This window comes from Acinetobacter albensis (assembly GCF_900095025.1).
In the GTDB taxonomy this organism is placed as follows: domain Bacteria; phylum Pseudomonadota; class Gammaproteobacteria; order Pseudomonadales; family Moraxellaceae; genus Acinetobacter; species Acinetobacter albensis.
The window spans coordinates 109,883-136,486 of record NZ_FMBK01000004.1; the positions used below are offsets into that span (position 1 = coordinate 109,883).

A 26,604-nucleotide genomic window follows, 5' to 3' on the forward strand; every position below is an offset into this window, starting at 1 on the left:
GGCAAAGTCAAAGCAGGACAAACGTGCCACATGTTAACAACCGTTCGTCACCATTTACAACTTCTGTACTCTGGATTTTGTTATTTTATGACAGATTAATTTCATATTTTAAACTGAAAATAAAAAAAGAAGGTTGCATAGGATATGCAGAAATATAAATTATGGATAATTGTCATTGTTCTGATTATTGCTATATGCACATTACTGTTTTGGCTTGCCCCTTCTCAGTCCAGTGCAGAAAAAATAAATTTAAAACCATCTCCTGATTTACAACATAATTCAAAAGCCTCGGTCTTGATTCAAACTCCTGTTCAAAAAGATCATTTCATCAGCCAAAGCCAGCAAGATACCGAAATCAACTGTCAGTTACGCTTAGATTCCAGTCAACATTTAATTGTCAATGAACAGACACGCAATTGTTTTGAGTATTTTATTACACAATTTGGAGAGAAAAATCTTAAACAGATTAAAAAAGATTTCCAATCCTATATAGAACAAAGTTATGAAGAGCCAGCACGAAGTCAAATTTTAGATTTGTGGAATCGTTATATCGATTATCGGGAAAAATTGGGTAACTTAACGCCTCCCAATATTGATTCTGATCATCCTCAATATTATGAACGTATATTTGCAGATACAAAAAATCTTCGCAAACAGCTATTTTCTGATTATGAAATTGAAGGTCTTTTTGGAGCTGAGAATATTTACAATGAATATACCTTAAAACGTATGGCGGTCATGAGCGATAAACGTTTAAGCGAAATCCAAAAAGCTCAAAAATTAAAAGAATTATTCAATCAACTCCCCGTAGATTGGCAAGAAAATTTAGAACAACTGAATAAACTTGAAGACCTGAGAAAGTTGACTGCGGACATTAAAACACGAGGCGGTTCTGCAGAAGAAATTCATCAAATGCGTACCAATTTGGTCGGCCCTGAAGCGACTCAACGCTTAGAAAAGCTGGATAGCCAACGTATTGATTGGAAAGATAAAGTAAATGATTATTTAAATAAACGCGATAGCATTATGCAAAGTGGCTTAGCTGACACTGCTAAACAACAAGCGGTAGACCAACTGCGTAATCAATATTTTAATAAAAAAGAAGAACAACTTCGACTCAGTACTTTTGAATCAGTTCATGACCAAGGGGGGAAATTACCTTTTTTTGAATAAGCGATAACCATTAACTTTATATTTTCAGGATGAAAATAAAATGATGAAAAACAAAAAAATGACCATAATATTGTCATCTATTCTTGCTTTAACGAGTTCATTTGCAATGACTCAAAGTCAGGCTGCAGCAGGACTACAAACGATCGCAGCCGACAAATATGCCACGTATGCCAAAACCAAAAATCCGATTGTGATGGTTCCTGGTATGTTTGGTTTTACCCGTCTAGGAACCAGCGCATTTGGGATGGACTATTTTTATCAAGTGCTCCCTGATCTTGCGCGTAATGGAGCAACAGCGTTCACGGCTCAAGTATCTCCATTAGAATCAACGGCTATTCGTGGCGAACAACTTTTAACTCAGGTTGAAGAGGTATTAGCAATCACTGGAAAAAGTAAAGTCAATCTTATTGGTCATAGCCATGGAGGACCCACTGCACTTTATATTGAAAGCGTTAAACCCCAATATGTTGCTTCTCTGACGGGTGTAGCGGGTACATTTAAAGGTTCTAAAGTTGCAGATGATTTATTGAGTACTAAAGCATCATCAACCTTAGTAGGCGTGTTTGGCGATATGATTCTTGCACCCATCATGACTTGGGCAGAAGGTAATCCATCTTTACCCATCAATATAGAACGTTCACTTAAATCAATCAGTGTCGCAGGCTCTACGCAGTTTAATCTTGAACATCCAACCGCAGCTATTCCGTCTAACTGTAGCAGCAACGGCCTAAGTTCAAATAATGGCACGTATTACTACTCATGGGCAGGTGCATCACCTACCACCAATATTTTTGATACGATTGACACTGCCATTGGCGTTTTAGCACCACTGTCATACGGAAATCGTAATAATGATGGTTTGGTTACACCATGCAGTTCTCACTTCGGTAAAGTGATTCGTGATAACTATGACCTCACGCACCTTGATGAGATCAACCTAATCTTGGGGATGCGTGGTATTTTCTCTCCAGATCCAGTTGCATTATTTCGTCAGCATGCAAATCGTCTAAAACTCCAAGGCCTCTAATATAGTCCTTCCCTTCGAGGTTTAAAAATTTCGGAGGGAAGTTTTTTATGAATTACTCACTCACAAGCTGAATATAATTTAATCGATTTTTTCTACGTTTTTCTATTCCCACCTTTATACTAATTTTCGACAATTTAAATTGTCGTCACAAAAATAAAAAAGAGGATGAGCAATGAAATATGGATCATTGATTGCTGGACTGCTATTTATCTGCACACTCAGCGCCACACAAACACAAGCAGCTGCTTCACACATTAACTCCACCTATGTCACGTCTAGCTACGCAAAAACCAAATACCCTTTAGTTTTTGCACATGGTATGGGTGGCTGGATTCGTGCTGGAATAGATGAGCTTGGTGTGGATTATTGGTATCAAATTTTGCCAGACCTAGCCCGTAATGGTGCTAATGCATGGGCAACACGTGTTTCTCCGTTTAACACCTCTGAGGTGCGTGGTGAGCAATTGCTGCAACAAGTCGAAGAAATTTTAGCGATTACCAATGCACCTAAAGTCAATTTGCTAGGACATAGCCATGGCGGGCATAGTATTGCTTATGTCTCCAATATTTTGCCCGATAAAATCGCGTCTGCCACAGCCATTTCCAGTCCTTTAAAAGGTTCTCCTGTAGCAGATCTCATTGTTTCAGTGCAAGGGACCCCTTTAGAGCAACCCGTGGTAGATTTAATCAATTTTGGTTCGAAAGCCATTGTTTGGGCGCAACAACAAAATCCAAATTCACTCCCACATGATTCACTCGGTGCTGGAAAAAGCTTAACGCTGGCAGGCTCTAAAGCTTTTGCACAAAAATATGCACTGGGTATGCCGAAAACGGCCTGTGGTGAAGGGGCTGCTATGGAAAAAGGCATTTACTTCTATTCTTTTTCGGGTAACTCAACGTTGACTAACGTACTCGATCCAGACTCATTTCTGGCGGCGACTGGTTTACTGATGCAAGCGCCTAATGACAATGATGGCTTAGTTTCACGCTGTAGTGCCAAGTATGGTAAAACCGTTCGTGATAACTATAACTGGAACCATTTAGATGTCATTAACCAATTTTTTGGGCTACTTTCTATTTTTGCCCCAGACCCTGTTGCTGTCTATCGTCAACATGCCAACCGTTTAAAACTACAAGGTCTATAATATTTAATATAAAAAAATGCGCCTTAAGGCGCATTTTTTTACTCAAGTAAAACTTAAAATTAAGCTTTAACTTTACGAGCAGGTAACTTTTCACGAATACGTGCAGCTTTACCAGACAATTCACGTAGGTAGTAAAGTTTAGCGCGACGAACATCACCACGACGTTTCACTTCAACTTTAGCTACAATTGGAGAATGTGTTTGGAAAACACGTTCAACACCAACACCGCTTGAAATTTTACGTACTGTGAACGCAGAGTTTAAACCACGATTTTTCTTCGCAATCACAACACCTTCAAAAGCCTGAAGACGCTCACGCTCACCTTCTTTTACTTTTACAGATACAATAACAGTATCACCTGGTGCAAAAGCAGGGATATCTGATCTTAACTGAGCATTTTCAATAATTTGAACTAAAGGATGTTTACCACTCATGTGGGAATCTCCAATGTGCGGGACAGAAGAGGTCTGTTACCGCTGGGGACAGAGGCTAAAGCGCATATCGACCCGTTTATCTTTCCCTTTATGGTTTAAGTCAAAACTTAAATCAATAAAGAGCCTAGTTGTAAATACTCAAAATATTCTAAGTATTCAAATCTTGAAGCCATTTTTTTTGCTGCTTACTCAACTCAACTTTCTCCACCAACTCAGGTCGGCGTTCTAAAGTACGTTGATAGCGCTGCAAAAAACGCCATTTTTCAATATTTGCATGATGTCCTGATTTTAAAACTTCGGGCACATCCAAACCTTGAAAATGATCTGGCTTGGTATATTGTGGACAATCTAATAGACCATCTACAAATGAATCTTGTATTGCAGACTGTTCATCAGACATGACATTCGGCAAACGTCGAATAATACTGTCCAATAAAACCATCGCAGGCAATTCGCCACCCGATAAAACATAATCACCAATTGACCATTCCTGATCAACATATTGCTGGATCAAACGCTCATCGACACCTTCGTAACGTCCGCAAAGTACAATGAGTCCGTCATATTCGACAAAACTTTGTACTGCTGTTTCGTTTAAGGTTTTCCCTTGTGGCGACATATACACCACAGGAACTTGGACGCATCCTGCTTGGGCAGCAAGCACTTTGGCATGGCTAATCGCTTGAGACAAAGGCTCAGCCATCATCACCATTCCCGGACCACCACCAAATGGACGTTCATCCACTCTTTTATAGTTGCCCGTTGCAAAATCGCGTGGATTAATACAAGTCACTTGTATTATTTCACGTTTTGCTGCACGCCCGCTAATTCCATACGCTGTAATCGCTTCAAACATTTCAGGAAAAAGCGTAATGACTGCAAAAAACATCGCAGACTCCTCTATTTTCCTGCTGCGTTCATCCTTAAAGGACAAGCTTTTAAATATTTAGTAATCTACGCCCCAATTCACGTAGATACGACCAGCGTCTAGATCAACTTGTTGCACCACATCTTTATGCCATGGAATCATACGCTCTTCACTGTCAATGCTGTCTGGCGTTGCATGAACGACCATCACATCATTAGCACCAGTCTCAAACATTTCATGGATTTTACCAAGGTTTACTTCTTGTTCAGCATCATCCAAACCTAACACAGTTAAGCCCTTCAAATCTGTCCAGTAAAACTCATCCATGCCTGCTTTCGGAAGTTGCGATTTTGAAATCCAAACATTGACGCCAACCAAGTTATCCGCTGCAGTGCGATCGCTCACATCTTTTAACGAAACAACCAAGCCTTTGCCATGTGGCTTCCAACGTTTTACATCTACTGTTTGCCAACCTGCTTTGGTTTCAATGTACCAAGGCAGATAGTCAAAGATGTTGCTCATGGGTTCTGTATTGGAATAGACCCAGAGCCACCCATTTAATCCATATGCTGAACGTAACTGTCCAATCTGAATACGATCTTCGGGAACATTCTGTGTTGGTGTCATGGGCTACCTACGGCTTAATTTGCAAAAAAATTATGCAGTAGCTGCAGCTTTTTTAGCTTGAGCAGCTAAAGAAGCAACACGTTCAGACGGTTGAGCGCCTTGAGCAACCCAATGAGCAAAACGGTCAGCATCTAAACGAAGTTTTTCTGCTTTACCTTGAGCTGTCGGGTTAAAGAAACCAATACGTTCGATGAAACGACCGTCACGCGCATTGCGGCTATCAGTTACGATAACTTGATAGAACGGACGTTTTTTAGCACCACCGCGTGCTAGACGAATTACGACCATGATAACAACCTTATAGTTTTTACGGATTATCCATGAACCGACCACCGGAACATTTCAAACCCCTTTCATAGAGGGCGGTATTTTACGTTAAATTTACTTTGAATGAAAGATCAAATTTTAGGTTATCGACAGTTTGAATTTATTTAGCGACCATCCCAGTTAGAGGTGGTAGATAAGGCACAAACTGTTGCTTCTTTAGCCCAAAATTTTTGACCTTGATCATTTAAGCAAATGACACCATTGCCTGCTTGAACAGTGCCAGCCTTGGGTGTTGCTATAAGTAGCCATGTTCTTACGTTTGCAGTTGTATCGGTTAATGCAACCGCACCTGCATCAGTCAAAGAAATATCATATAACGGCTGAGTCCTTGGTATCGTTGTTGCTCCATAGATATTCGCAGCAGTTCGTCCAGCAAAAGTTTGATTTGCCATTTTGAAAGTCGTTAAACGATGCGCGATTGTCATCATTTCTGTTTGAGTTTCTGTACGATTGACTCTAATTTTATATTGTCCATAGGCTGGGTATGCGATTGCTGCCAATATGCCAATTATCGCTACTACAATCATGAGTTCAATTAAAGTGAATCCTGAATTTGGATTGGGACGAATAGTATTAAATTGCCTTGCAGATTGAAAATTTAAAGTCGAGATGTATTTATTCATCACCAGCCCTCACTTCCATTAGCTTGAGTTGCACAATCTACATATGTAACTAGAGTTGCTGACTTATTTTTACAACGTAATCCTGCATTGGTCATTAATAAACTATAGTTTGCTGAATCCGCAGGAACAGCTTTCATTGCCCAACCACGTGCTCTAATCACGGAAGGCACTGTCGCATCTGTCAATAATTTGGTCGTGTCTTCTGCATCTCGAATCGTTATTGTATATTTAATAGATGAGCCTGTCGCACCTCGTGGTAATGTCACTGAAGTCATGGCTCCAGTTTGACTATATATATAGTTGGGATCGAAACCTCTATAGGTAAAGTTTTTTGCTTTATGCCGCTCTAATTGTTCTGCAATTTTTTGCATTTCTTGTTGTGCTAAAGACATAGCTGCACGTCGCGCATAAGATTGGTAACTTGGTAATGCAATTGCCGTAAGAATCGCAATAATGACCACCACAATCATTAATTCAATTAAAGTAAATCCTCGTACAGCACCCCTTCTCCAATCGCTATTACAAGCGATTGGAGAAGTTACTTTACTAGAATATTGCTGACTTATTTTTTCCATCGTTCATACCACCGCGTTGGATTAATGGTCGGAATACATTGCCACTTTCCAATGCCTTTCTCATTACCCACAATGGTAAAATCAGGACATGAACCATCTGTCGTTTCTGTTATTGGAGCAGGTGTAACCCCTACTATACCGGCACCAAGGACATTATCATTACATTCACTTACACCAGCAGGACAACCTGTAGTTTTCGTTTTAAAACCAGTATCTAATTCATTACCACTGTTCAATGTCCCATCTGTATTTAGACACGCTCCAAATGGTAAACAATAGCGTTGTCGGTTGGTTTCACCTACCACACGAGGCAAACATGGATTCTGAGGTGCAATCCCTGTACCTTGTGGATCATAAACAGGAACGATTAGATTGCCAGTTAATGCAATCGGCTCTTCAAAGGCTTTCATACCACCAGTTATACGGAAACTATTATCTGCTCGCTCAATCCCGGCACTACTACTCGAAAGCGAACGATACCAACCATTTTTAGTTGCAGAGGTTCCAACAAATACACTTGAAATATTACCTGATAATTTTTGAGGATCTTTTTGCAAGGTTCTTAAATCTATATCTTGAGTAGAAAGAGTTGGAGTCCCAGTAATCAAATCTCTTTTAATAAAATCACGATCAATAACACCGTATACATTATTAACCAAACGATCATTTAATGCAGTTGCTGGAGACATCCCATCACGACCAACCAAAGGGAAAACGTCTAGTGGAGTGCTTCTGTTTCCTGACGCAATCCCAACCAACATAAAAGTAGTTGCACCTTCATCATGAATCGTTACTGTTGGCGCCTCATAAAAACGTGGATTCTTACCTACAGTCAACGCGGTACCAGTAGTACCAGTTGCCAAATTTGCCAAACGAACAACGCGTTTACCGAAATTCGCGGTTGTCGTGCCTACTGTGTTATTCAAATCTGCACGAAAAACCTGACCACCTAGATCACCAAAATATAGATGATCAACTAAACCATCACTATTACGGTCAATCGCACTAATACGACTTACAATGCTATGCTTCATATTAGCGTTATTTGTATCTGATCCAGTATCACTTGCCCACCACAGACGCGCACCTGTCGTTGCATCAATGATATAAACTGCATTACCCTGAGCTTTAGTTTTTGTTGTACATGATGAATTATCACCAGAACCTGCTAATGTAAATGTAGGATTTTCATAACACACATCATAACCACCACCTACAATCATGACACGTCTAATTGCATTGTTATAACGAATGTTCGCAATTACAGGCTTCGACCAAGACTGTCCCATACGATTAAAGTTAGTTTGATCTCGCCCTACCCTAAATAAAAACTTAGGTGCAGTTGGATCTAGAACATTTAAACCGTAGTAACTTTCCCCACCCATTCGCAAACCACCATAAATATTCATTCGGCTTGCTTTGACTAAATTATCTCCACCAGATGCAGGTGCTTTTTGCGCAGCATATAAGGAGTCAGCAACCCAAGCACCATCTAATCCTCCTTGTGGCGCAGTTGGATCAGTCTCGCCTTTAACTAAAGCTTTTGAAGCTGTGTTATTGCGAAGCAACTCGGCAGGTACAAATACCATTTGTTCCACACCTGTACTACTATCAACAATATGTAATCCGCCTTCCATGGTACCGTAGAGAATAGATTGACTACGAGTTGATGTTAAATTCCCCGAAGTATCTAAAGTACCTGAGTAGGTCATCTGAACTGGAAAGGAATGGATACTTCCTCCCATAGCTAAATGTGGTGTTGCAGAAATAGATAAGGTTGTTGGTAACGCTGTTGCTGCTGTATCTAACGGTACGCTATAACCTAAATAATTCAACAGCTTTTGCTTCACCAATAACGGCATATCTTGCAATGTAGTTTGCGTACTAAACTTACCGAGCACATAGGTAGCAACATTTGAAGGTGTAGTCGCAGGCCATTCAGGTATACGTAATAAACTTGCACCATTACTTGCACCCGTTAAAGCTGAACCACCTGTTGCAGCCACATCAGTAAAGAGTTTACGTAGACGATTTGAATTTGCAGCATATTCATATTGTAGAGGGGTAACTGCTAAATTTTCGGTTTGCCCACTGATTGGCATAGGTACACGAGAGTAGGCTCCCCCTAGACCAATAATGCCACCATCGTTATAACTTTTATTGTTATAAACACTATTACTATTCCATAAATCTTTCGTTGTAGCTTTAAACGAACCATCTGCATTATAAACCAAGGTACTGCCATTTGCTCCTGCAAAAGCACCTGCATTGGCTCCCGTAGTCAATACTTTATAACGTTTCAAGTTCCCCGCCCATGCCAATTTACCACTTTGTGGATCGGGTTCTAACGCACGTAGATAGCCATAAGGTTGTAAACCAGATGGACTTAATGCATCTGCAGGTACAGAAATACCACCAGTGGTTAAGGGGGCTAGAGGTGCTTGGCCTAGATTATTAATAAAGGCAATCACACTATCGGTAACACCTTGCGGACTTTGTGTTGTGAAAAAACCACCATTTCCATAACCAGGGTTTGCTATAGCGTTTGCTCCTTGATTAGGAGAACAAGAGTCATCACCTGTTCGATCACTTTGTGTGCGAGAACTCAAAGCACAAGCTCTCTTCACATATGCCGCATTTAAGCTATTCATATCATTACCAAACCCTACAAAAGCAGTCTGGATCGAAACACCTGTTGGATTTCTTGTTTTATCAAATAATTTTTTAGCAAACTCTCCCATACAGTGCCATCCCCCTGGATTACCATCAGGATCATTTGCATCCGCTAAACCACCAGAGCAATTAAACCCCCCTCCACTAGTGCCCAAGGCTGCTGACATAATAGATGTAGATCTTGCAGTGGTTGTACCATTGGCAGCACCATCTGACAAAATATACACCCCCTGCCCATCACAACTTACACGGTCAGCTGCTGCAGGTAAGGGAGAGATATAATTCAAGCCATTTTTTACAGTGTCGTCAGAATTATCAAAACCACTATCAGCATTTGGACCTAACTGCATCTCTAGAGTATATGAATATTCAACACCTGAAACGATTTCTGTACCGTCTCCAGAAAAACCCGCAGGCTCTGTCGTTCCTAAATTTGTCCAGTAAGCAGCATTAGTACTGGTACGTTGGCTTGTATTTCCAGTACCACAATATTGAACACCGTTAGAAAAATCGGTAGATCGCCAACTGACACATTGATAATAGGTATCTACTGGCCGAGTAATTGTTGTTGGTGTAGCAGTATTACCTCCAAAGCCATTATTGGATTGATAACATCTATTATTGGAGGAACTGAAGTAAGGATAATTAGTATTTAAACATCCTCTATCTGCTGAACGATAGTAATTTGAACTACCATTATTATCAACACGACCATCTATATAACATCTTTGTCTATTCGTTGAATTACTCGTTCCTATATTTTTATATGTAGGATAACCAGAAGGTGGACATACATAACCAGCTGCTTCATAGGTGCCAGAAAATAAATTATTATATTGATAACAAGTATTATTACTTGGATTTAAATAAGGACGAGTATTATTTTGACATTCATACCTTTCAAAGACTTGCGTTGTAACTTTTTTATATAAATCTTTTTGAATTTCTGCTTCACTTCGAGTTGATGTTCCCATCAAATATGCTGCTGCTTCTGCATAAGCATGTGATGTAGGAGTTCCTCCCGTTGCAGACAAACCAGCTACTGCATTTTTTAAAGCAGTACGTTGTGCAGACCCGACTGCTCCTAAAGGCTCGGCCGCTACGAGAACCCTACCCGACCTACCACTCCCTCCTACCGAGTAATGTCCCAATCCTACACGTACATTAGGTAAACTAGTATTCGAACTATCTAAGAAGTTGTTCATCCCTGTCTTTAAACGTGCTAGACGTGTACCTGTTTGTCCAGTGTCAGTAAATGCCATCGAACCCGACGTATCCAACATCATTATAATAGTTTTTTTGCCTGCAGTTGGTACGGCATAAATCTGCATATCACTGGCTTGTGCGACAGATGAAGCAACTAATATGGTTGCTGTAAATGCCCAAAAAAATGATGCACCATATTTTAAATGGTGAGTATATTTTTGTAGACCAAATTGCTGTCTTTGATTTTTCATTGCAATTCTCCCCATTTATATCGGTGCAGTGACCTGAACAAAACGTGTTTTCAAATCAATCTCTTGAATTTGTGTATTTACAGGTATGCCATATTCGGCCAAGCAATCTGCCATGGTTTTTTTTGTGCGCAACCCTGTATCCCTATCATCATTGATAAAACCAGCTGTACTACCATCACCAATACACGCTGCCTGAACAGTCGCTAAATTAGCACTCGAATAGTTTGGCAATATTGCTGTTGCAGTAATACGTACACGTCCATCAACTTTACCTTGCTGGATAATAGAGTCTTTACTTGCATCTGTTCCACGATCTAAATCTGCTCCTGGCGCAGCATCAGGATCTGTTTCTGAAATATATTTCACCGCGACTTGGGTTACAACTGCCTCACGTGAACTACCAAAATCGCTTTCTAAATCACAAAAACCACTACGATTTGATTCGGTTGTGTCCACGGTTGCCTTTGTATCATTTGTAGCAGTAGCAATGGGTGGAATAAGTACGGTCATATCCAAAATACTATTGACTTGCAATGCAGATGTAGGGCGGTAGCAAAAGATATATTCACGGCCATGTTTTAATGGATCTTTTTGATCATCAATCGCTTTACCCACTACACTCATGACCGACGTTAAATTTTTATAGCTAGTCCGATTTAATAATAGATTGGTTGGGGTATCGCCAGTTTGTAAAAGCAATTGACTAATTTGACTGTTGGTTGCAATGTTTAATGACGTCATCGCCACGCGTATCGCTAAAACACCCACTAAAGTAATCACAAGCAACATAATCAAAACAACAATCAAAGTTGCACCTCGTTGTTGGCGTTGGAATGTTTTTTTTATTTTCATTACTTTTCCCCCAAACCGTTTCTAAAGGTCACTGCTGTGCTATAAGCACGACGTGCAAATCGGGACGTGGTATCCGTTAAGGTGACATTTTGATTTAAGATATTAATGCTTTGTGTTAAATCAATATCATTATTTCGCGTATTATCAGTTGAGCGCACTAACACTGCCAATTTAACTGAAACGATACGAGGTGGTTGTGTTGAAGCCGCACGAGCTGTTGTAGCAACCGTACGATATTGATTAATTGTGTAATATGCCATATTACCTGCTGCATTTTTTGTTCCCAGTTGAACAGTAAAATGATCGACTCGCGGCATTATCAGTTCACCCGCCCCACCAAATCCTGAAATAGTCGTTGGCTCTGCAACAGGCGCAGCTGTTGCTGCTGTTGGTTCATTTGCATCGCATGCCAAGCCATAATCTGTGCCAGTTGTCGCTGTTGCATTTGCACGTCTTATAAAATAACGCTGAATAACATAATCACCCGATTGCACATTTTGGCCTTCACAATTTACCATTGCATTTGGCGCGACAAATTGAATCGTAAGTTGATCACTAGCAACACTTACATTTGACAAGCCTCGCCATTCATTTAAAGTCGAACTCAATGCTTCCCCCGCACCTACACTATGACTCAACAATCCCGATGAGATAAAAGGAGCCGCAGCTGGAATTGGGAGATTTGCATCAGTTACAGTTGCTGTTCGAGCGGTCAGAACAATACCACCCCAAGGCGTTTGTTCATTTAAATTAGGAGAATCAGTATTAATATAATTTGCTAATCTTAAGTCTCTAGCAACATAATCCAATCCAAATACACCACTATTTTGCAATTCCGCATTTGCCTCTTGCATTCGAGAGGTCATCAAACCGCCAAGGAAAAGCTGTATAGCTGCAGCACTAATCAGTAGACCTAAAGTCAAAGCCACCATGAGTTCTACAAGCGTAAAGCCAGCAGAAGCATTAGAAAATCGCTGTTTCTTTTGAATAAAAGACTTAAAGCTGGAATTAGAATAATCATTTAAAAAATGAGGATAGCTATATTTATTTTTCATTTAATAAGCCTCCATCATCAAACAATTTGAACCATTAATGTATACGCCCGCAGTACTCATGCAATTCGTTACATCAGCAGTCGTGTTTGTTGCACTTAAAGCAGTATTTCCCCATGCTGCAAACAAACATTGTCTTTGGATTGGGGCAGAACCAACGCCCGGGCAACTTGCCATTGTGATATTCATTCCGATTACAAAAGCAGATCTTGCTGCCATATAGGCATCAAAATTTGCCATTTGCACTGGCGTGCATGCAGATGATGGATTTGAACAAGAAGGCGTTGGCATGGTTGGCAATGAAGTAATATTTGTAAAGCCACGTACTGCAGCTGGATAACTGGTTTGCGCAGCAGGGTTGGCACGCATATTCTCAGCCAAAGAACGTAAAATCAACATGCCTTGCGAACGTGCTAAGGCTTCACTTGATGCATCTACCGCACGAATCTGTAAAATGCTGTACCCCAATACACCAACTGCTAATAGCAAAAGTGCAACCAATACTTCAATAAGTCCCACACCTTTCTGATGTTGACGAGTTTTCATTAACATGTCCCCGATGTTTGACTCATAATTCCTAATCGAGTTACAGAAACACTTTTCTGCAAACCTGACTTACAAAAGCTAAATGTTTCAGAAGAGTTTGCACTACCAACATCAGTAAATAAGAGTGTTGAAGCACTTGTTGAACTAATTACCACATCAGAATTTATTTTTACTGAAATCACACGCGTTTTTACTACTTCTTCTTTTTTTAATTCTGTCAAAACAGGTACTACAGGAGGCCCTGGATTAGTTGCCGTATACTCAGGGATAACTGCTGCTGCACATTCCTCTTTAGTAAAATCATCATCAGAATTTGTTCTACTTAAACATAGAGCTACTGTTGTTTTCATTAATGCAGCTTGTGATTTTGCCTGATTGATCGCCATCATTAAGTCTCGCGTTGATGTGTTTAATTTTTGTCGCGCTATCATATCCCCGAAAGAAGGTGCAGCTATCGTCGCAATAATCGCCATCACAGCAATGGTCACCATTAACTCTATTAAGGTAAAACCATGATTTATTTTTATTTGCTGCATACACCCTCCCAGACGGGATAATAAAAAATTACCCTATTTAAAATCATAACTTATTTTTTTACAAAACCAATACAACATAGATAAATGGCATAAAAAAACAGACAACTGAAAAGCAGTTGTCTGTTTAAAGTATGCGACTTGAATTTAAACTTCTGTAATTTGTATTCTTAACTCTTTTGGCAAACTAAAAGTAATATTTTCTTCACATCCTTCTAGTTCTTCTGGTGCATGAGCGCCCCAATCTTGTAAACGCTGAATCACCTGTTTAATCAAAATTTCAGGTGCAGATGCGCCTGCAGTTACCCCAATTTTCGTGTTTTCATTAAACCAGTTTTGATCAAGCTGCTCTGCGTTATCAACCAAATACGCCTGTTTACCCATACGCTCAGCAAGCTCACGCAAACGATTTGAGTTAGACGAGTTCGGAGAACCGACCACTAACACGACATCACATTGAATCGCCAAATCTCGAACTGCATCTTGGCGGTTTTGGGTCGCATAGCAAATGTCATCTTTACGCGGCCCCTGAATGTGTGGAAATTTGGCTCGCAAGGCATCAATGACTTTGGCAGTATCATCAATGGATAATGTAGTTTGAGTCACAAATGCGACTTTTTCAGGATTTATCACTTCAAGCTGTGCAACATCCTCTTCATCTTCAACCAAGTAAATAGAGCCACCCTTTTTCAGGTCATATTGCCCCATCGTGCCTTCAACTTCTGGATGGCCTTCATGTCCAATGAGAATCGCCTCGATTCCTTCACGTGCATATTTGGTCACTTCAATATGAACTTTCGTCACTAAAGGACAGGTCGCATCAAATACTTTTAATCCACGACGCTCCGCCTCAATTTGTACCGCTTTAGACACCCCATGCGCGCTAAAAATAACAATATTATCGTCTGGTACTTCATCTAGCTCATCAACAAAAATTGCGCCACGCTGACGTAAATCATCTACGACAAATTTGTTATGAACCACCTCATGGCGGACATAAATAGGTGGATGAAAACACTCAAGTGCTCGATTAACGATCGCAATTGCTCGGTCGACACCTGCACAAAAACCACGTGGATTGGCCAATACAATTTCCATAGGACCCTCAATGCTCACTTGAATTTAAATTGAATATTTTGAAATAAATGCAAACAAACTACGATCAGCTCTTTAGTTTGATGATGCTCTACTCTAAAATAGAGAAGATATTTTATCATATCAGGAAAAATATCATGTCGGGTCTCTTGTTTGTCGTTTCTGCTGCATCGGGAACAGGCAAAACATCTCTCGTTAAAGCCCTACTTGAGCGTGTGAATAATTTACATGTTTCTGTTTCTCATACAACTCGTGGTCAACGTCCTGGTGAACTCGATGGTGTGCATTATCACTTTTCACAAAAAGAAGATTTTCTCACGCTCGTTAAACAAGACGGATTTATTGAATATGCCGAAGTCTTCGGTAACTATTACGGCACAGCGCAAGCCACCGTTAAACAACAACTGGCCAAAGGTCATGATGTATTACTTGAAATAGACTGGCAAGGTGCTGAGCAAGTACGCAAACTTTTTCCTGAATCAAAACAAATTTTTATTTTGCCACCGAGCCAATATGATTTACGTCAACGCTTGTCCAATCGGGGGACAGATTCAGTTGAAGTGATTGAACACCGTTTAGGTTGTGCAGTTGAAGATATGCAGCATTATCTTAATTTTGAATATCTGATTATTAATGATGACTTTAACAAAGCCTTACATGATTTAGAATGTGTCATTATTGCCAATCGCTTAGTGTTATCGCAGCAGGCTGCACGTCATGGTGAACTCATTCAAAAATTAATAACACTTGATGAAGAGTGATTAAAACTTGAGTCTTCGGACAAAGCCTTTTATACTGCTCAGTCTGTTCAGATTTACTATTCAAACGAGAATTCTTATGGCACGCGTAACCGTTGAAGATTGTTTAGACCATGTAGACAACCGCTTTGAGCTTGTACTAGTGGCAAGCAAGCGCGCGCGTCAATTGGCACGTCAAGGTATCGAACCGACTGTAGAGTGGGATAACGATAAACCAACCGTAGTCGCTTTACGTGAAATTGCAATGGGTCATGTGTCTAAAGACATCTTGAAACAACGCGATCAAGACTATCAAACATCTAGTCTTGATCTTGCTCTTTCTGCAAATAACTTAAATTTAGATGGCTTTTCTTTCCAATAAGAAAAAAAATCTTCAAAAAGCCTAGTTTTTAACTAGGCTTTTTTATTGGATAACTTTTATATTTGCTCAATAACCGTTATAACATAAGATGAAAGATCGCATAGAAGAGGATAACCTTCGATCTCTATACCCTCTTTTGCCTCATGCATAAAAAATACACACCTTGTGTCCTATTTTTTATGGAAGGCTAAACGGTTTAAATTGTCGTTAATTCAGTAGTAAAAGGTGTTATATGCCAGGCCCACAGGTCAGCCAAGCCAGACAGCAGCTCAAAATTATTATCGATGCTTATCTCAGTGTAAGCGAAGTCGAGCGTGTACTTCTGGCTTGCGATTATGCAGATATTGCGCATGATGGCGTAACACGTAAGAGTGGTGAACCTTATATTCTGCACCCTATTGCAGTAAGCAGTATACTTTCCCATATGCGTTTGGATGCCGAAACATTGATGGCAGCACTTTTACACGATGTGATTGAAGACACCGAATTCAATAAAGACGATATAAGCAAAAATTTCGGACATACTGTTGCAGAACTGGTAGATGGTGTGACGAAACTCAGCCATTCAAGTGATAAAGAATATAACAAGGCTGCTTCATTCAGAAAAATTTTACAAGCAACCCTGCAAGACCCACGTGTCATCATCATTAAACTCGCAGATCGCTATCATAATATGACGACTTTGGGGTCGTTACGCCCAGATAAACGCAGACGTATTGCGCAAGAAACGTTTGATATATTTGTACCGATGGCACGAATTGTCGGCATGAACGAAATGGCCGACAATCTAGAGCATCTGTGTTATCAAAATCTTGATCTCGATATGTATAACAATATCCAAGAAGCCTTGTTGCAAACCAAACCGAAACGCTGTGATTACCAAAGTTTGTGGGAAAAAAATCTAACCGACCTATTACAACAACATCAAATATCCGGTCGAATTAAAAAGAAAAACAACAATATTGAATTACTGCGTCATTTTGTTAAAAATGACATTAATTTACAAGAACTTACTCATAGTCATGCCTTTGAAATTATCTTGCACAGCATTGCTGACTGTGATCGACTGGCTGAAATTCTACGTGAAAATTTTCAAATTTTACATTATGAAGATCATATTCGCCGCCCCCTACCGGGTGGTAATCAATCTTTAATGATGCGCTTAAAAGGCGAAAAAACGACTTTATCTTTAACGCTACAAACCGAGTTAATGCGTAAAGCTGCGCGCTTCGGAGTGGTTTTGGGTGAAAATGCGCCACAAGCCTGTCGCTCTGCCATTCAGGCCTCAATGCAAAATTTAAATGTATTAATTGATGGGGCATGTGCAAAAACAACATTTAGTGATTTGCTCGATTATTTACATCAAGAAAAAATCTGGGTCTATACGCCTCATGGTCATTTACACGAGCTACCTCAAGGAGCTACAGCAGTCGATTTTGCCTATTCTGCCAGTCTCTTTTTAGGTAATCATGCGGTGGGTGCAAAGATAAATGGAGAAACCAAACCACTGTCCACCCCATTGATTAGTGGTCAAGTAATTGAAATTATTACTGATGTCTTAGCGACACCTAATCCAGACTGGCTGAGTTTTGTGAATACTCAAAAGGCACGCCGAGCCTTGCAAAATATTTTGCGTGAACAAGATATTGAAGAACAGCAATTAGTGGGACAACAAGCCTTAAATCGCGCCCTTAAACTGTTTAATCGCTCCAGTAAAGATTTAACTGAAGCAGATTGGATTGATATCCTGCAATGGCGACATGTCGAAACCAAAGAACAATTATTTGAACAAATTGCTGTCGGTGATTTACTGCCACAGTTGGTCGCGAATCATTTATTTGCACATGACCAAAATATCGAAATTCAATTCTCTACCCGTTTAATTCAAGGCACTGAAGGGGTGGATGTTAAATATGCACATTGTTGCAACCCTGTATTGGGTGATCCAATACAGGGTCATTTATCACGTCGTGGTTTGATTGTACATCGTGCACGTTGTCATAATCTTTTGCATGAGCAGCATTTGCATCCAGAAAATATTATGCCGTTGCAATGGAGTTCTGAAGATATTGAAGATATTAGCTTCAATGCATATTTAAGTATTGACCTGTCAATGAACGACGAGCAAATTTCTGACCTGATTTACCAATGCCGTAAAGAAAAAACTGGGGTAGAAATGGTGCACAATCATGACGGAAAAACCTACGTAAATATTGTGGTTCATAACCGCAAACAAATTGCTCAAATTATTCGTGATTTACGTATGCATTTTGGTTTTCCGCGTATTGCGCGCCTGGGTCAACCCATCAATATTTCTGAGACGTCTAAAGCCAGTTAAATTTAGCATCATCACTTTTATTTGCGCTATCATGCCTCATGCCCATTTAAGGAGAAATCAATGTCCCGCCAAGTCATTCATACGGAAAATGCACCTGCAGCAATTGGTACGTATTCTCAAGCGATTTTAGTCGAGAATACGCTGTATCTTTCAGGTCAAATCGGTTTAGATCCGTACAGTATGGAATTGGTTGAAGGAATTGAAGCTCAAATTCGCCGTGTATTTGATAATTTAAAAGCAGTTTGCGAAGCAGCAGGCGGTTCTTTGGCAGATATCGCCAAGTTAAATATTTTTCTGACTGACCTCTCTCATTTCCAACTGGTCAATCAAATTATGGGTGAATACTTTGCACAACCTTATCCTGCACGTGCAGCTTTAGGCGTTGCAAGTTTACCTAAAGATGCTTTGGTTGAAATGGATGGTATTGTCATTATCAACTCTCAATAAGTAATTGCATTCACTTTTCAATGAGTATGAAGACAACTTATTTAAGCTGATTTTGTTGAGTCAAAGTCAGCTTTTTTATAGAATAAAAATTCTGCTACATTGTCATCAGTATTAATACACATCCTCTTCAATAAAAATGATCATTTGCCCTCCTCAATACTTTTATTTTTGATTTTAAATAAATTTATAAAAATTAATTACTTATAAAATAAGATTATATATACCCAATAAATTGCTGTTTTTTTATTCAAAAACCCAATCATGATTCATCCTTTTTTAAATGAATTTCATTGACAAACGATAATAATTATCAATAATATTACTTATCCTATTTCACTCTTGTGGCGAGACGAAATGTACGTTTGTTTATGTCGTGGTATTACAGATCAAGATATTAAAGATACTGTAGAAAATGGCGCTGAAAGCTATCGCGAAGTTCGCGATTTACTTGACTTAGGGACTTGTTGTGGTCGCTGTGTACCTGAAGCACGCGCAATCATCAGTGATGAACTCTCAGAGATTGCTGCCCGTATCTCAATTGCTGCATAACGTTTAATTTTCGCCACTCTTTCGACTGTATTTTTCATTATTTTAATTTTATTTAGATACTCATTAGTTTTTATATATTTTTTGTTCAAGTTTTGATGATCGAAAGATCACTCCTCCCCCGCTTATGACTCTAAGCGGGTTTTTTATTTTTACCCATATCCACTCAACCTTTAATTGTTCTTGATTGCGATTTTCATTTGCCGTTCCATAAATTACTCGCCATTCTGCGGGGAGTTGTTTAATATCATTGAAAGAATGATGTTTTTGAGCGCCTGAATATTCATACAGGCTGAAAAGAAAAGATGAAATGGAGTATTGGGTATGAAAGGCAACCGTGATGTAATTAATCAGTTAAATCAGGTGCTTTATCACCATTTAACCGCCATTAATCAGTATTTCCTCCATTCGCGTATGTTTAATGATTGGGGAATTGAGCAATTGGGTTCAGCAGAATATAAAGAATCTATTCATCAAATGAAGCATGCTGATAAAATTATTGAACGTATTCTATTTTTAGAAGGTTTACCGAATCTTCAACATTTAGGTAAGTTGTATATTGGGCAACATACCATTGAAGTAATTCATTGTGATGTGCGTAAAGTCAAAGAAAATATTGAAACCTTACAACAGGCAGTCAGTATTGCAGAACAAGAATTGGATTATGTTACCCGTGATCTTGTGCAAGAAATTTTGGAAAAAGAGGAAGAATATTGGGACTGGACGACAACTCAACTCGATCTGGTTGAAAAAGTGGGTCTGGAAAATTATATTCAAAGCCAAATTTAATATCGTTTAATAAAGAGTGAAAAGCCAGTCGAAGAGACTGGCTTTTTTGCTATTATCCTGTTCTTTTTAATCTTTTTCATTTTCAGTATTTGATTGTGCTAAAGAGGCATAATCATAATCAACTTTACGTATTTTTTTAAGTAACTCCAGTTGATGTCGTGCTTCAGCTTCATATCCATTAAAAGCCAGTATTTTGGCGTATTTAACCAAATCGTATTGTGTCGGATAATTTAACACCATTTCTTGAATCTCCTGCAATTGCTGATGATTAGCCTTGCTGTAAGGATTCATACGAATCCATGTAATTCGTCGGTTAAACTCTTCCAACAGATAAACTTGATCTTGGTTGGTTATTTTTTCGGGTGTATTTTCATAACGCATCGACTGATTCAATTTAGGTACCATGACTGCATAATCCCGCACAATCAAAATACAGAGTAGAACAGCGCCTACATAACCAACACGCATAAAATTCGGTGATAAAGTCAGCGCCTTGGTGTTTGTATTTTGTGATTGAACCAAGCCCAATATAAAACCAACAGGTAGTAAGAAATAGGCATAATATTGTGGAAATTCCAACATGGCGTGTACCAGTACCGCACCGATCATTAAAATACCAATGACAGATTCAACTGAATTGATCTGTTTATGCAGTTGATAGCCCCAATAGCCAAAATACGCAAGAAATGGAAGCGCTATGATTAAGCCATTCCAAAGCACAAAATCGATAATAAAATTATGGGCGCTGCGAATCCAAACCGGCCCTTGAAAATGCTCACTCACCAAAGCATAAGCAACACTGGTTTGATTCCAGCCATAGCCAAACCAAGGTCGGTCAGCAATCGCATGTAGCATTTGCTCCCAAATGGCTAAACGTGACATATCCCCTGTCGCACGTGCAATCACATCTTTGGTTTGAGCAATATTTGCATCGGTAAGTTGTGCAACCAACTGTGTAGCCAAAGGCAGTAATAAAATAAAAGCAATAAATAACCCCAACCAAGTCAAGCTATAAAACCACTTTAAGCGAATAAACCCTTTATATTGCTGATATGCGCCATAAAGCAGAATACACAGGCAAGCTACCCATGAAGTACGTGACTGACTTAAAGCAATCGCAAAAATAATCATCACGGCACAAAGGCTCAGCACCCATGTTTTAAGTTTTTGAGTTTCATATAAGTAAAGACAAGCCATGAGTGACATGACTAAAAAAGTCGCCATATTATTCGGTTGGGCAAAATTGGCATAGGGACGAACTGCATGTTGCATATTCACCATACCCGGAATATAGGCGTCTAGGGTTAACCACTGACAGATGGCAATCATTGCAGTAGCAGTGCCTGTAAGCAGCAACACTCCGCTGAGACCAGTAAAGATCTGTTTACGCTCTATGGGTTCTATCGAAAGATTGTAACCAATCACCATGCTGAACCAGAAGCCTAAAACGAATAAGCTACTCAGCAAAGCTTTATCAAAGAAAAATAACGACCCAGAAAAATACTGTACGAGTGGCACACCTGCCAAAAACAATAAAGGCAAGCTCATCATCGGCAGCTTTATTTTGTCTTTTAAATACAATGCACCCAAGGCAAAGAGCGATAAAAAAGCAAACAATTCGCCTGTATAGGTGACCCAAGGACGGTAATGAATGGGCAAAAGCCAAGCCAATGCGATAAAAACACTGGCGAGAAGCAATAGAAAAAATTTCATATTTAAAGCGACAAAATAGACTGGCGCTATGATAGTGAAAATTACGTTTTAGCGCAGTATTTTTAGTGTACTGCCACGGTCTTAAATCAACGATTTTAACCACTTCACCTTTATCATTTATAAGTACCGTCATATCTACAGCACTTGCTTTGATAGGTAAAAATGCAGTGGCTTTTGGATATTTTACTAAGGTTTTTTCTACTACAGCTTTATCATTGTATTGCGGTAATAATTCGAGTGATTGTGCACGTTTTTGTATGTGTTCTTTGGTTTGAGCAAAGTCAACATAACGTTATGTTCTTTGTGCAAGTGATATACCACCCAACACTTCTGCAAACATATCATTATTACGTTGTTTAATATTATTTACGGAATTAACTGTGATAGTAATTTATTAGTTTTACTATAATTTAATTCTAATTCAGGTTAAATTTTATTATTTTTGAAATAAATTATTTTTCCTGATCCATAATCTTTTTTAAAAAATTATTTTTGATTGTTGTGTGCCGAATTATTATAAAATTAAAGCTTCAACAAATATAACTTGCTCTATTTTCATTTAAATATTGAATAAAAAACGCATCTTACGATGCGTTTTTTATATAGAAAACTAATTAGTTTTTAACATAACCTTTAGTTAAACAACCACCAGAATATGTCCACACTAAACGATCGGACGCATCCGGAACTGGTGTTAATATACAAGTATCCGCTGCATCAATACCTTTATAGGCATTCGGTGTTGCTGTAATCATATTTGCCGCGACTCCAGGTAAAGTAGCTGCTGTTAGCGTAATCCCAGCTAATGCTTTATTTGTTAAACCTGTTGGTAATGTTTCACCAATTTCAGTATCGCTATCACACTTGGTTAAATCTTTTTCAATACCATAACACGTATCAACTGCAGTACGAATTGATGACATTGCTAAAGGAATTTCAGAATAAGCCGCTTTTTTAATATAATTTTGGTACGAAGGAATCGCAATTGCCGCCAAAATACCGATAATCGCAATAACGATCATTAATTCAATTAAGGTAAAACCCTTTTGTGCATTCATAACATTCTCCACAAATGTTTATTGTTTATTTATAAGCTTTATCAACTTAATTTAGCTTCTTTTCTATGTAGCACTTAATGTGCCAATCTTGATTATAATAAAATGAATAAAAAAAACAGCACTTTAAAAAAATAAAATTGTTATTTCGTCGTATTTATATTTTTTTAAGTAACTAGTTGACACTTTTTGTCAGTTTTACACCTATTTGCTAACCCAAAATAATCGGTTCATTGCTCAATTCGTTAGTCTGATCAGGTATTGAATGTTCATAAAACTGGTTTAGTATCTCGCCTATCTGAAAAATACCTGTAACTAAAGCTTCACGATATTGCTGACGAGCCAATGTAGCAATCATCGTTGCACATATCTCATCCCATACCCCTTGCTCAGTGGCTTTTTCAATGCCACGGTCAATCACAATTTCAACTTTACGCTCACACAAGTTTAAATACAGCAGTACCCCACTGTTGTATTCAGTGTCCCATACGCCCAGTTCAGCAAACAGTTGCCGTGCACGCATACACGTATTTTGTTGATAGGCTTGATGAGAAGGAAGACAACCTTCAATCACCACCTGTATTTCCCCAATATGCCCATGTTCTGCCTCGCTTACGGCTTGCGCAATGGCATGCTGGTCAGCTTTTGAAAAATAACGCTTGGTTGCAGGCATATATAAAAAGTGCTTAAACCAACGCTTAATGCTGGGCTGATTCAGCTGTTCTATTTTCGGTTGTGTCAGTATTTCTGTTGTATCTGTTGTTGTTACCATGAGCCTGATGCGCCTCCCCCGCCAAAACCACCGCCACCACCACTAAATCCACCGCCCCCAAAACCACCACCGCCTCGACCACCACGACCACCGCCACCCGCCAAAAACAGTTGGAAAATGGTTTGTGCTATAGCCGTAATCAGTAATACAAAAATTCCGCCACCAATCAATAAACTGGTGATTAAACCTGCACCATTGACCAGTCCTGCAACGGTTCCTGCAACTGCAGCCGTTGAAGCACTTAAGCGTTTTCCCACCACAAAAGAACCGACAATACCTGCAATTAAAATAAATAAGGCCGTGCTCAAGGTTTTTTGTTTGGCTTGTTGTTCATGCAAGGCTTGTTGTTGACGTTCTTTGAGTTCCTGTGCTGCTTTTTGTGCCAGCTCAGGGTCCATATTTAAAATACGTTCTATTTCTACCAGCCCCGCATCAATACCTTGTGCATATTGAGCCTGTTTAAAATAAGGCGTGATTTGATTTCGAATAATCCGACTGGCGACAATATCTGGAATCACGCCTTCCAGACCGTATCCTGTCAAAATTTGAATACGACGGTCATTTATGGCTATTGCCATGAGCAAACCATTGTCCTGTTTGGCCGAACCCAGTTGCCATTTTTCCGCAATTCGCATGGCAAAATCAAAAATATCTTCCTGACCTGTGGTCGGTACAATCACCACGCCTATTTGCGCTTTGCCTTCCTCATGCAAAGCCAGAATACGTTGACTAATTTCTTGCTTCTGATTGGCATTTAAGAGGTTGGCCTGATCGACTACAGGTTCATTTAAAGTCGGCAATCCGCGAATAGATTCGCCCTCTGCCATATCATTGGCCACCGCTGATGCCTGAATCTTGCTTTCAGGAGCAGTAGGTGTTGTGTTTAAATTTTGCGCTGTTTGTTGCTGATCTTTGATTATTTTTCCAACCACCACTGCTTCACTGGTCTCATCGGTCGCAGTCGCAGTTTCTGCCCATGTCAATACACTGAATAACATGCCAAAGCACAAAATGAACATTGGTAGAATTTTTAGGCTGAAAAAATAGTTTTTATCAAAATCCGACATCGGCAATCCTTATTCAATCACGCATGACTTACTCAAAAGAGACTTTCGGTGCATTTTGCGCGCTTTGGTCTGCACTGAAGTTCGGCTTCGTGTCCATACCAATGACTTTAGCAGTCATCGCTTGTGGAAACTGGCGTGCATAACCATTGAAGTCTTGTACTGTCGTAATATAACGATTACGTGCCACCGCAATTCTGTTTTCAGTGCCTTCAAGTTGTACTTGTAAGTCACGAAATTGCTCATTGGCTTTTAAATCAGGATAGTTTTCAGACACAGCAATCAGTCGGGATAAAGCACTGGTCATCTGTGCCTGAGCTTGTTGATATTTTTCAAACAATGCTGGGTCTTCGAGTACTTCTCGATCAACTTTTAAACCCGCCACATTGGCACGTGCTTGAGTGACTTCAGTCAGTACTTGTTCTTCATGTTTGGCATAGCCTTTGACCACATTGACTAAATTGGGCACCAAATCGGCACGACGTTGATATTGATTTTGTACTTCCGACCATGACGCGGTCACAGCTTCATCTTTGACTTGTAAAGTGTTATAGCCACAACCCGATAATGTTAAGGTACTGACAAGCGCAATCGCGACTAAACTTTTCTTTATTGGATTCATTAATTTATATCCTCTATATTTGTTTGTATTTATTTAAATATTTTTATTGTAGCGGTATTTCAAGTCAGTTCTGTTTAATTTCAGTATTCTTCATAATCTATAAAAAAAGGTGAATATCTCTATTCACCTTTTTTGCTTTTATGCATTAATTGAGTAACATGGGTTTTAATTCCTGTTGAAAACTTTCCAACTGATACTCATTAGCCAAACGTGTTTTCCAGACCTCTACAATGGTGCTGTAATCATGACTTGAAGGATGAAAATCTTTTTTAAAATAAGATAAATATTCTGGAGCAAGTTGGACAAACATTTTCATAAGGAGATAAAGCCCAAAAATATTCCCTCCCACTTTCGCTAAACTTTTTTTCCTGTCTTGCAAAAACAAGCGTGTTGCAGAATAAAAGGTCAAACTGGCAAAGCCTGTGGTGACACTACGCATGATCATACGACGAACTCGATCATCACCATAGATATGCTGATAGACATCGAATGCCACTGCACGATGTTCAATTTCTTCAATCGCATGCCAAATCCATAACTTGGCTGCTTCATCATCTAAAGTGCTCAGAATTTCTGGATGTTTCAACAGATATCCCCCCAATAAAGCGGTGAAATGTTCAAATGCACAGGTAATCGCCAATTGAATTTTAGGATGCAATTTTTTGACATGATGATTTTTGCGCTCCAACCATGCCTGAAAACGATCTAAATTATATTGTTCAGTTCGCCACGCTGCATTAAATTCTGTATGAGCTTTGGAATGCATCGCTTCCTGACCAATAAATGCAGCGATCTGCGCCTGTAAAGTTTCATCCTTCACTTGGTCACGTACATTTCGCACACTATGTACAAAAAATTGCTCGCCAATTGGAAAGGTTGATGAGAGTGCGGTGAGTAAGTGAGACATGATAGGCGAGTTGGCAAAATAATGTCGACGGATGGATTGAGGCTTAAAGTGTAAGCGTCGCACTGTAATCCCGATGGCTTTGGGACGCTGTAAATATGATTTTTCGGCAGTAAATTCAGCTTTTTTCACGTGGGCAGCCCCATCTAAAAATGAATAATTCATCTCATATTGACAGATAATATACAGTTGTATATTGCAAAAACACTCGCAAACTTGACCAAAATGC

27 protein-coding genes and 1 pseudogene are annotated in these 26,604 nt (G+C 39.4%); 9 read left to right on the top strand and 19 right to left on the bottom strand.

Annotated features, from left to right (window positions below):
• Positions 1–144 precede the first annotated feature (144 nt).
• The 3 genes from GA0116959_RS04290 to GA0116959_RS04300 all read left to right on the top strand — a co-directional run bounded on the left by GA0116959_RS04290 (position 145) and on the right by GA0116959_RS04300 (position 3,344).
• Entirely contained in the window at positions 145–1,173 is a 1,029-nt protein-coding gene (locus GA0116959_RS04290; protein ID WP_092718693.1) for a lipase secretion chaperone, read from the top strand.
• Between the two features lie 43 nt (positions 1,174–1,216).
• Entirely contained in the window at positions 1,217–2,200 is a 984-nt protein-coding gene (locus GA0116959_RS04295; RefSeq protein ID WP_092718855.1) for a lipase family alpha/beta hydrolase, read from the top strand.
• 172 nt (positions 2,201–2,372) lie between these two features.
• Entirely contained in the window at positions 2,373–3,344 is a 972-nt protein-coding gene (locus GA0116959_RS04300) for an esterase/lipase family protein (protein WP_092718696.1), read from the top strand.
• 59 nt (positions 3,345–3,403) lie between these two features.
• Here GA0116959_RS04300 and rplS read toward each other — a convergent pair whose 3' ends face one another.
• The 12 genes from rplS to ispH form a co-directional block, all read right to left on the bottom strand.
• Positions 3,404–3,778 carry a 50S ribosomal protein L19 gene (rplS, locus tag GA0116959_RS04305; protein WP_053579449.1) on the bottom strand — a complete coding sequence of 125 codons (375 nt, stop codon included), beginning with the start codon at positions 3,776–3,778 and terminating at the stop codon, positions 3,404–3,406.
• A 148-nt stretch (positions 3,779–3,926) separates the two neighbouring features.
• On the bottom strand, positions 3,927–4,667 hold the full coding sequence (trmD, locus tag GA0116959_RS04310) for a tRNA (guanosine(37)-N1)-methyltransferase TrmD (protein ID WP_092718699.1): 741 nt from the start codon (positions 4,665–4,667) through the stop codon (positions 3,927–3,929).
• 57 nt (positions 4,668–4,724) lie between these two features.
• Entirely contained in the window at positions 4,725–5,273 is a 549-nt protein-coding gene (gene rimM, locus GA0116959_RS04315) for a ribosome maturation factor RimM (protein WP_092718701.1), read from the bottom strand.
• A 30-nt stretch (positions 5,274–5,303) separates the two neighbouring features.
• Positions 5,304–5,561: a 30S ribosomal protein S16 gene (gene rpsP / locus GA0116959_RS04320; protein WP_004718284.1), complete on the bottom strand. Its 258-nt coding sequence runs from the start codon at positions 5,559–5,561 to the stop codon at positions 5,304–5,306.
• 143 nt (positions 5,562–5,704) lie between these two features.
• Positions 5,705–6,223, bottom strand: a complete 519-nt coding sequence (locus GA0116959_RS04325) for a type IV pilin protein (RefSeq protein ID WP_092718704.1) — start codon at positions 6,221–6,223, stop codon at positions 5,705–5,707.
• Positions 6,223–6,798, bottom strand: coding sequence for a type IV pilin protein (locus tag GA0116959_RS04330; protein ID WP_092718706.1), 576 nt, complete (start codon positions 6,796–6,798; stop codon positions 6,223–6,225). Before GA0116959_RS04330 ends, GA0116959_RS04325 begins: the two co-directional genes overlap by 1 nt.
• A complete protein-coding gene (locus GA0116959_RS04335) occupies positions 6,786–10,928 on the bottom strand; it encodes a PilC/PilY family type IV pilus protein (RefSeq protein WP_092718709.1) in 4,143 nt (1,380 codons plus the stop codon). Before GA0116959_RS04335 ends, GA0116959_RS04330 begins: the two co-directional genes overlap by 13 nt.
• Before the next feature lie 15 nt (positions 10,929–10,943).
• Complete coding sequence (locus GA0116959_RS04340) at positions 10,944–11,780, bottom strand: pilus assembly PilX family protein (protein ID WP_092718712.1); 837 nt, start codon at positions 11,778–11,780, stop codon at positions 10,944–10,946.
• Positions 11,780–12,712, bottom strand: a complete 933-nt coding sequence (locus tag GA0116959_RS04345; protein ID WP_244878561.1) for a PilW family protein — start codon at positions 12,710–12,712, stop codon at positions 11,780–11,782. Before GA0116959_RS04345 ends, GA0116959_RS04340 begins: the two co-directional genes overlap by 1 nt.
• 123 nt (positions 12,713–12,835) lie before the next feature.
• The gene (pilV, locus tag GA0116959_RS04350) at positions 12,836–13,378 is read right to left on the bottom strand and encodes a type IV pilus modification protein PilV (RefSeq protein WP_092718858.1); all 543 of its coding nucleotides are present in this window, start codon (positions 13,376–13,378) and stop codon (positions 12,836–12,838) included.
• Complete coding sequence (locus GA0116959_RS04355) at positions 13,378–13,914, bottom strand: pilus assembly FimT family protein (RefSeq protein ID WP_244878558.1); 537 nt, start codon at positions 13,912–13,914, stop codon at positions 13,378–13,380. Before GA0116959_RS04355 ends, pilV begins: the two co-directional genes overlap by 1 nt.
• 144 nt (positions 13,915–14,058) lie before the next feature.
• Positions 14,059–15,009, bottom strand: coding sequence for a 4-hydroxy-3-methylbut-2-enyl diphosphate reductase (ispH, locus tag GA0116959_RS04360; protein ID WP_092718716.1), 951 nt, complete (start codon positions 15,007–15,009; stop codon positions 14,059–14,061).
• A gap of 134 nt (positions 15,010–15,143) precedes the next feature.
• Between ispH and gmk the strand changes: the two genes are divergently transcribed.
• The 6 genes from gmk (at position 15,144) to bfr (ending at position 20,245) form a co-directional block, all read left to right on the top strand.
• Positions 15,144–15,767 carry a guanylate kinase gene (gene gmk / locus GA0116959_RS04365; protein WP_092718719.1) on the top strand — a complete coding sequence of 208 codons (624 nt, stop codon included), beginning with the start codon at positions 15,144–15,146 and terminating at the stop codon, positions 15,765–15,767.
• 76 nt (positions 15,768–15,843) lie between these two features.
• A complete protein-coding gene (gene rpoZ, locus GA0116959_RS04370; RefSeq protein WP_053579438.1) occupies positions 15,844–16,125 on the top strand; it encodes a DNA-directed RNA polymerase subunit omega in 282 nt (93 codons plus the stop codon).
• A gap of 232 nt (positions 16,126–16,357) precedes the next feature.
• Positions 16,358–18,463: a RelA/SpoT family protein gene (locus GA0116959_RS04375; RefSeq protein WP_092718721.1), complete on the top strand. Its 2,106-nt coding sequence runs from the start codon at positions 16,358–16,360 to the stop codon at positions 18,461–18,463.
• 60 nt (positions 18,464–18,523) lie between these two features.
• Entirely contained in the window at positions 18,524–18,910 is a 387-nt protein-coding gene (locus tag GA0116959_RS04380) for a RidA family protein (protein WP_092718725.1), read from the top strand.
• 354 nt (positions 18,911–19,264) lie between these two features.
• Positions 19,265–19,459 (top strand): bacterioferritin-associated ferredoxin, encoded by a 195-nt coding sequence (locus GA0116959_RS04385; protein WP_092718728.1) that lies wholly within the window; start codon positions 19,265–19,267, stop codon positions 19,457–19,459.
• Between the two features lie 321 nt (positions 19,460–19,780).
• On the top strand, positions 19,781–20,245 hold the full coding sequence (gene bfr / locus GA0116959_RS04390) for a heteropolymeric bacterioferritin subunit Bfr (RefSeq protein WP_092718731.1): 465 nt from the start codon (positions 19,781–19,783) through the stop codon (positions 20,243–20,245).
• Between the two features lie 66 nt (positions 20,246–20,311).
• Here bfr and GA0116959_RS04395 read toward each other — a convergent pair whose 3' ends face one another.
• The 7 genes and pseudogenes from GA0116959_RS04395 to GA0116959_RS04425 form a co-directional block, all read right to left on the bottom strand.
• On the bottom strand, positions 20,312–21,958 hold the full coding sequence (locus tag GA0116959_RS04395) for a PglL family O-oligosaccharyltransferase (RefSeq protein ID WP_092718734.1): 1,647 nt from the start codon (positions 21,956–21,958) through the stop codon (positions 20,312–20,314).
• Between the two features lie 70 nt (positions 21,959–22,028).
• A pseudogene (locus GA0116959_RS14390) lies at positions 22,029–22,316 on the bottom strand (TfpX/TfpZ family type IV pilin accessory protein); the annotation flags it as partial.
• A 256-nt stretch (positions 22,317–22,572) separates the two neighbouring features.
• Positions 22,573–23,016: a pilin gene (locus GA0116959_RS04405; RefSeq protein WP_092718737.1), complete on the bottom strand. Its 444-nt coding sequence runs from the start codon at positions 23,014–23,016 to the stop codon at positions 22,573–22,575.
• A 208-nt stretch (positions 23,017–23,224) separates the two neighbouring features.
• Positions 23,225–23,785: a TPM domain-containing protein gene (locus tag GA0116959_RS04410; protein ID WP_092718742.1), complete on the bottom strand. Its 561-nt coding sequence runs from the start codon at positions 23,783–23,785 to the stop codon at positions 23,225–23,227.
• Complete coding sequence (locus GA0116959_RS04415) at positions 23,779–24,852, bottom strand: TPM domain-containing protein (protein WP_092718743.1); 1,074 nt, start codon at positions 24,850–24,852, stop codon at positions 23,779–23,781. Before GA0116959_RS04415 ends, GA0116959_RS04410 begins: the two co-directional genes overlap by 7 nt.
• A gap of 28 nt (positions 24,853–24,880) precedes the next feature.
• Positions 24,881–25,471 (bottom strand): LemA family protein, encoded by a 591-nt coding sequence (locus GA0116959_RS04420; protein WP_053579427.1) that lies wholly within the window; start codon positions 25,469–25,471, stop codon positions 24,881–24,883.
• 145 nt (positions 25,472–25,616) lie between these two features.
• Positions 25,617–26,507: a metal-dependent hydrolase gene (locus GA0116959_RS04425; protein ID WP_244878559.1), complete on the bottom strand. Its 891-nt coding sequence runs from the start codon at positions 26,505–26,507 to the stop codon at positions 25,617–25,619.
• Positions 26,508–26,604 lie beyond the last annotated feature (97 nt).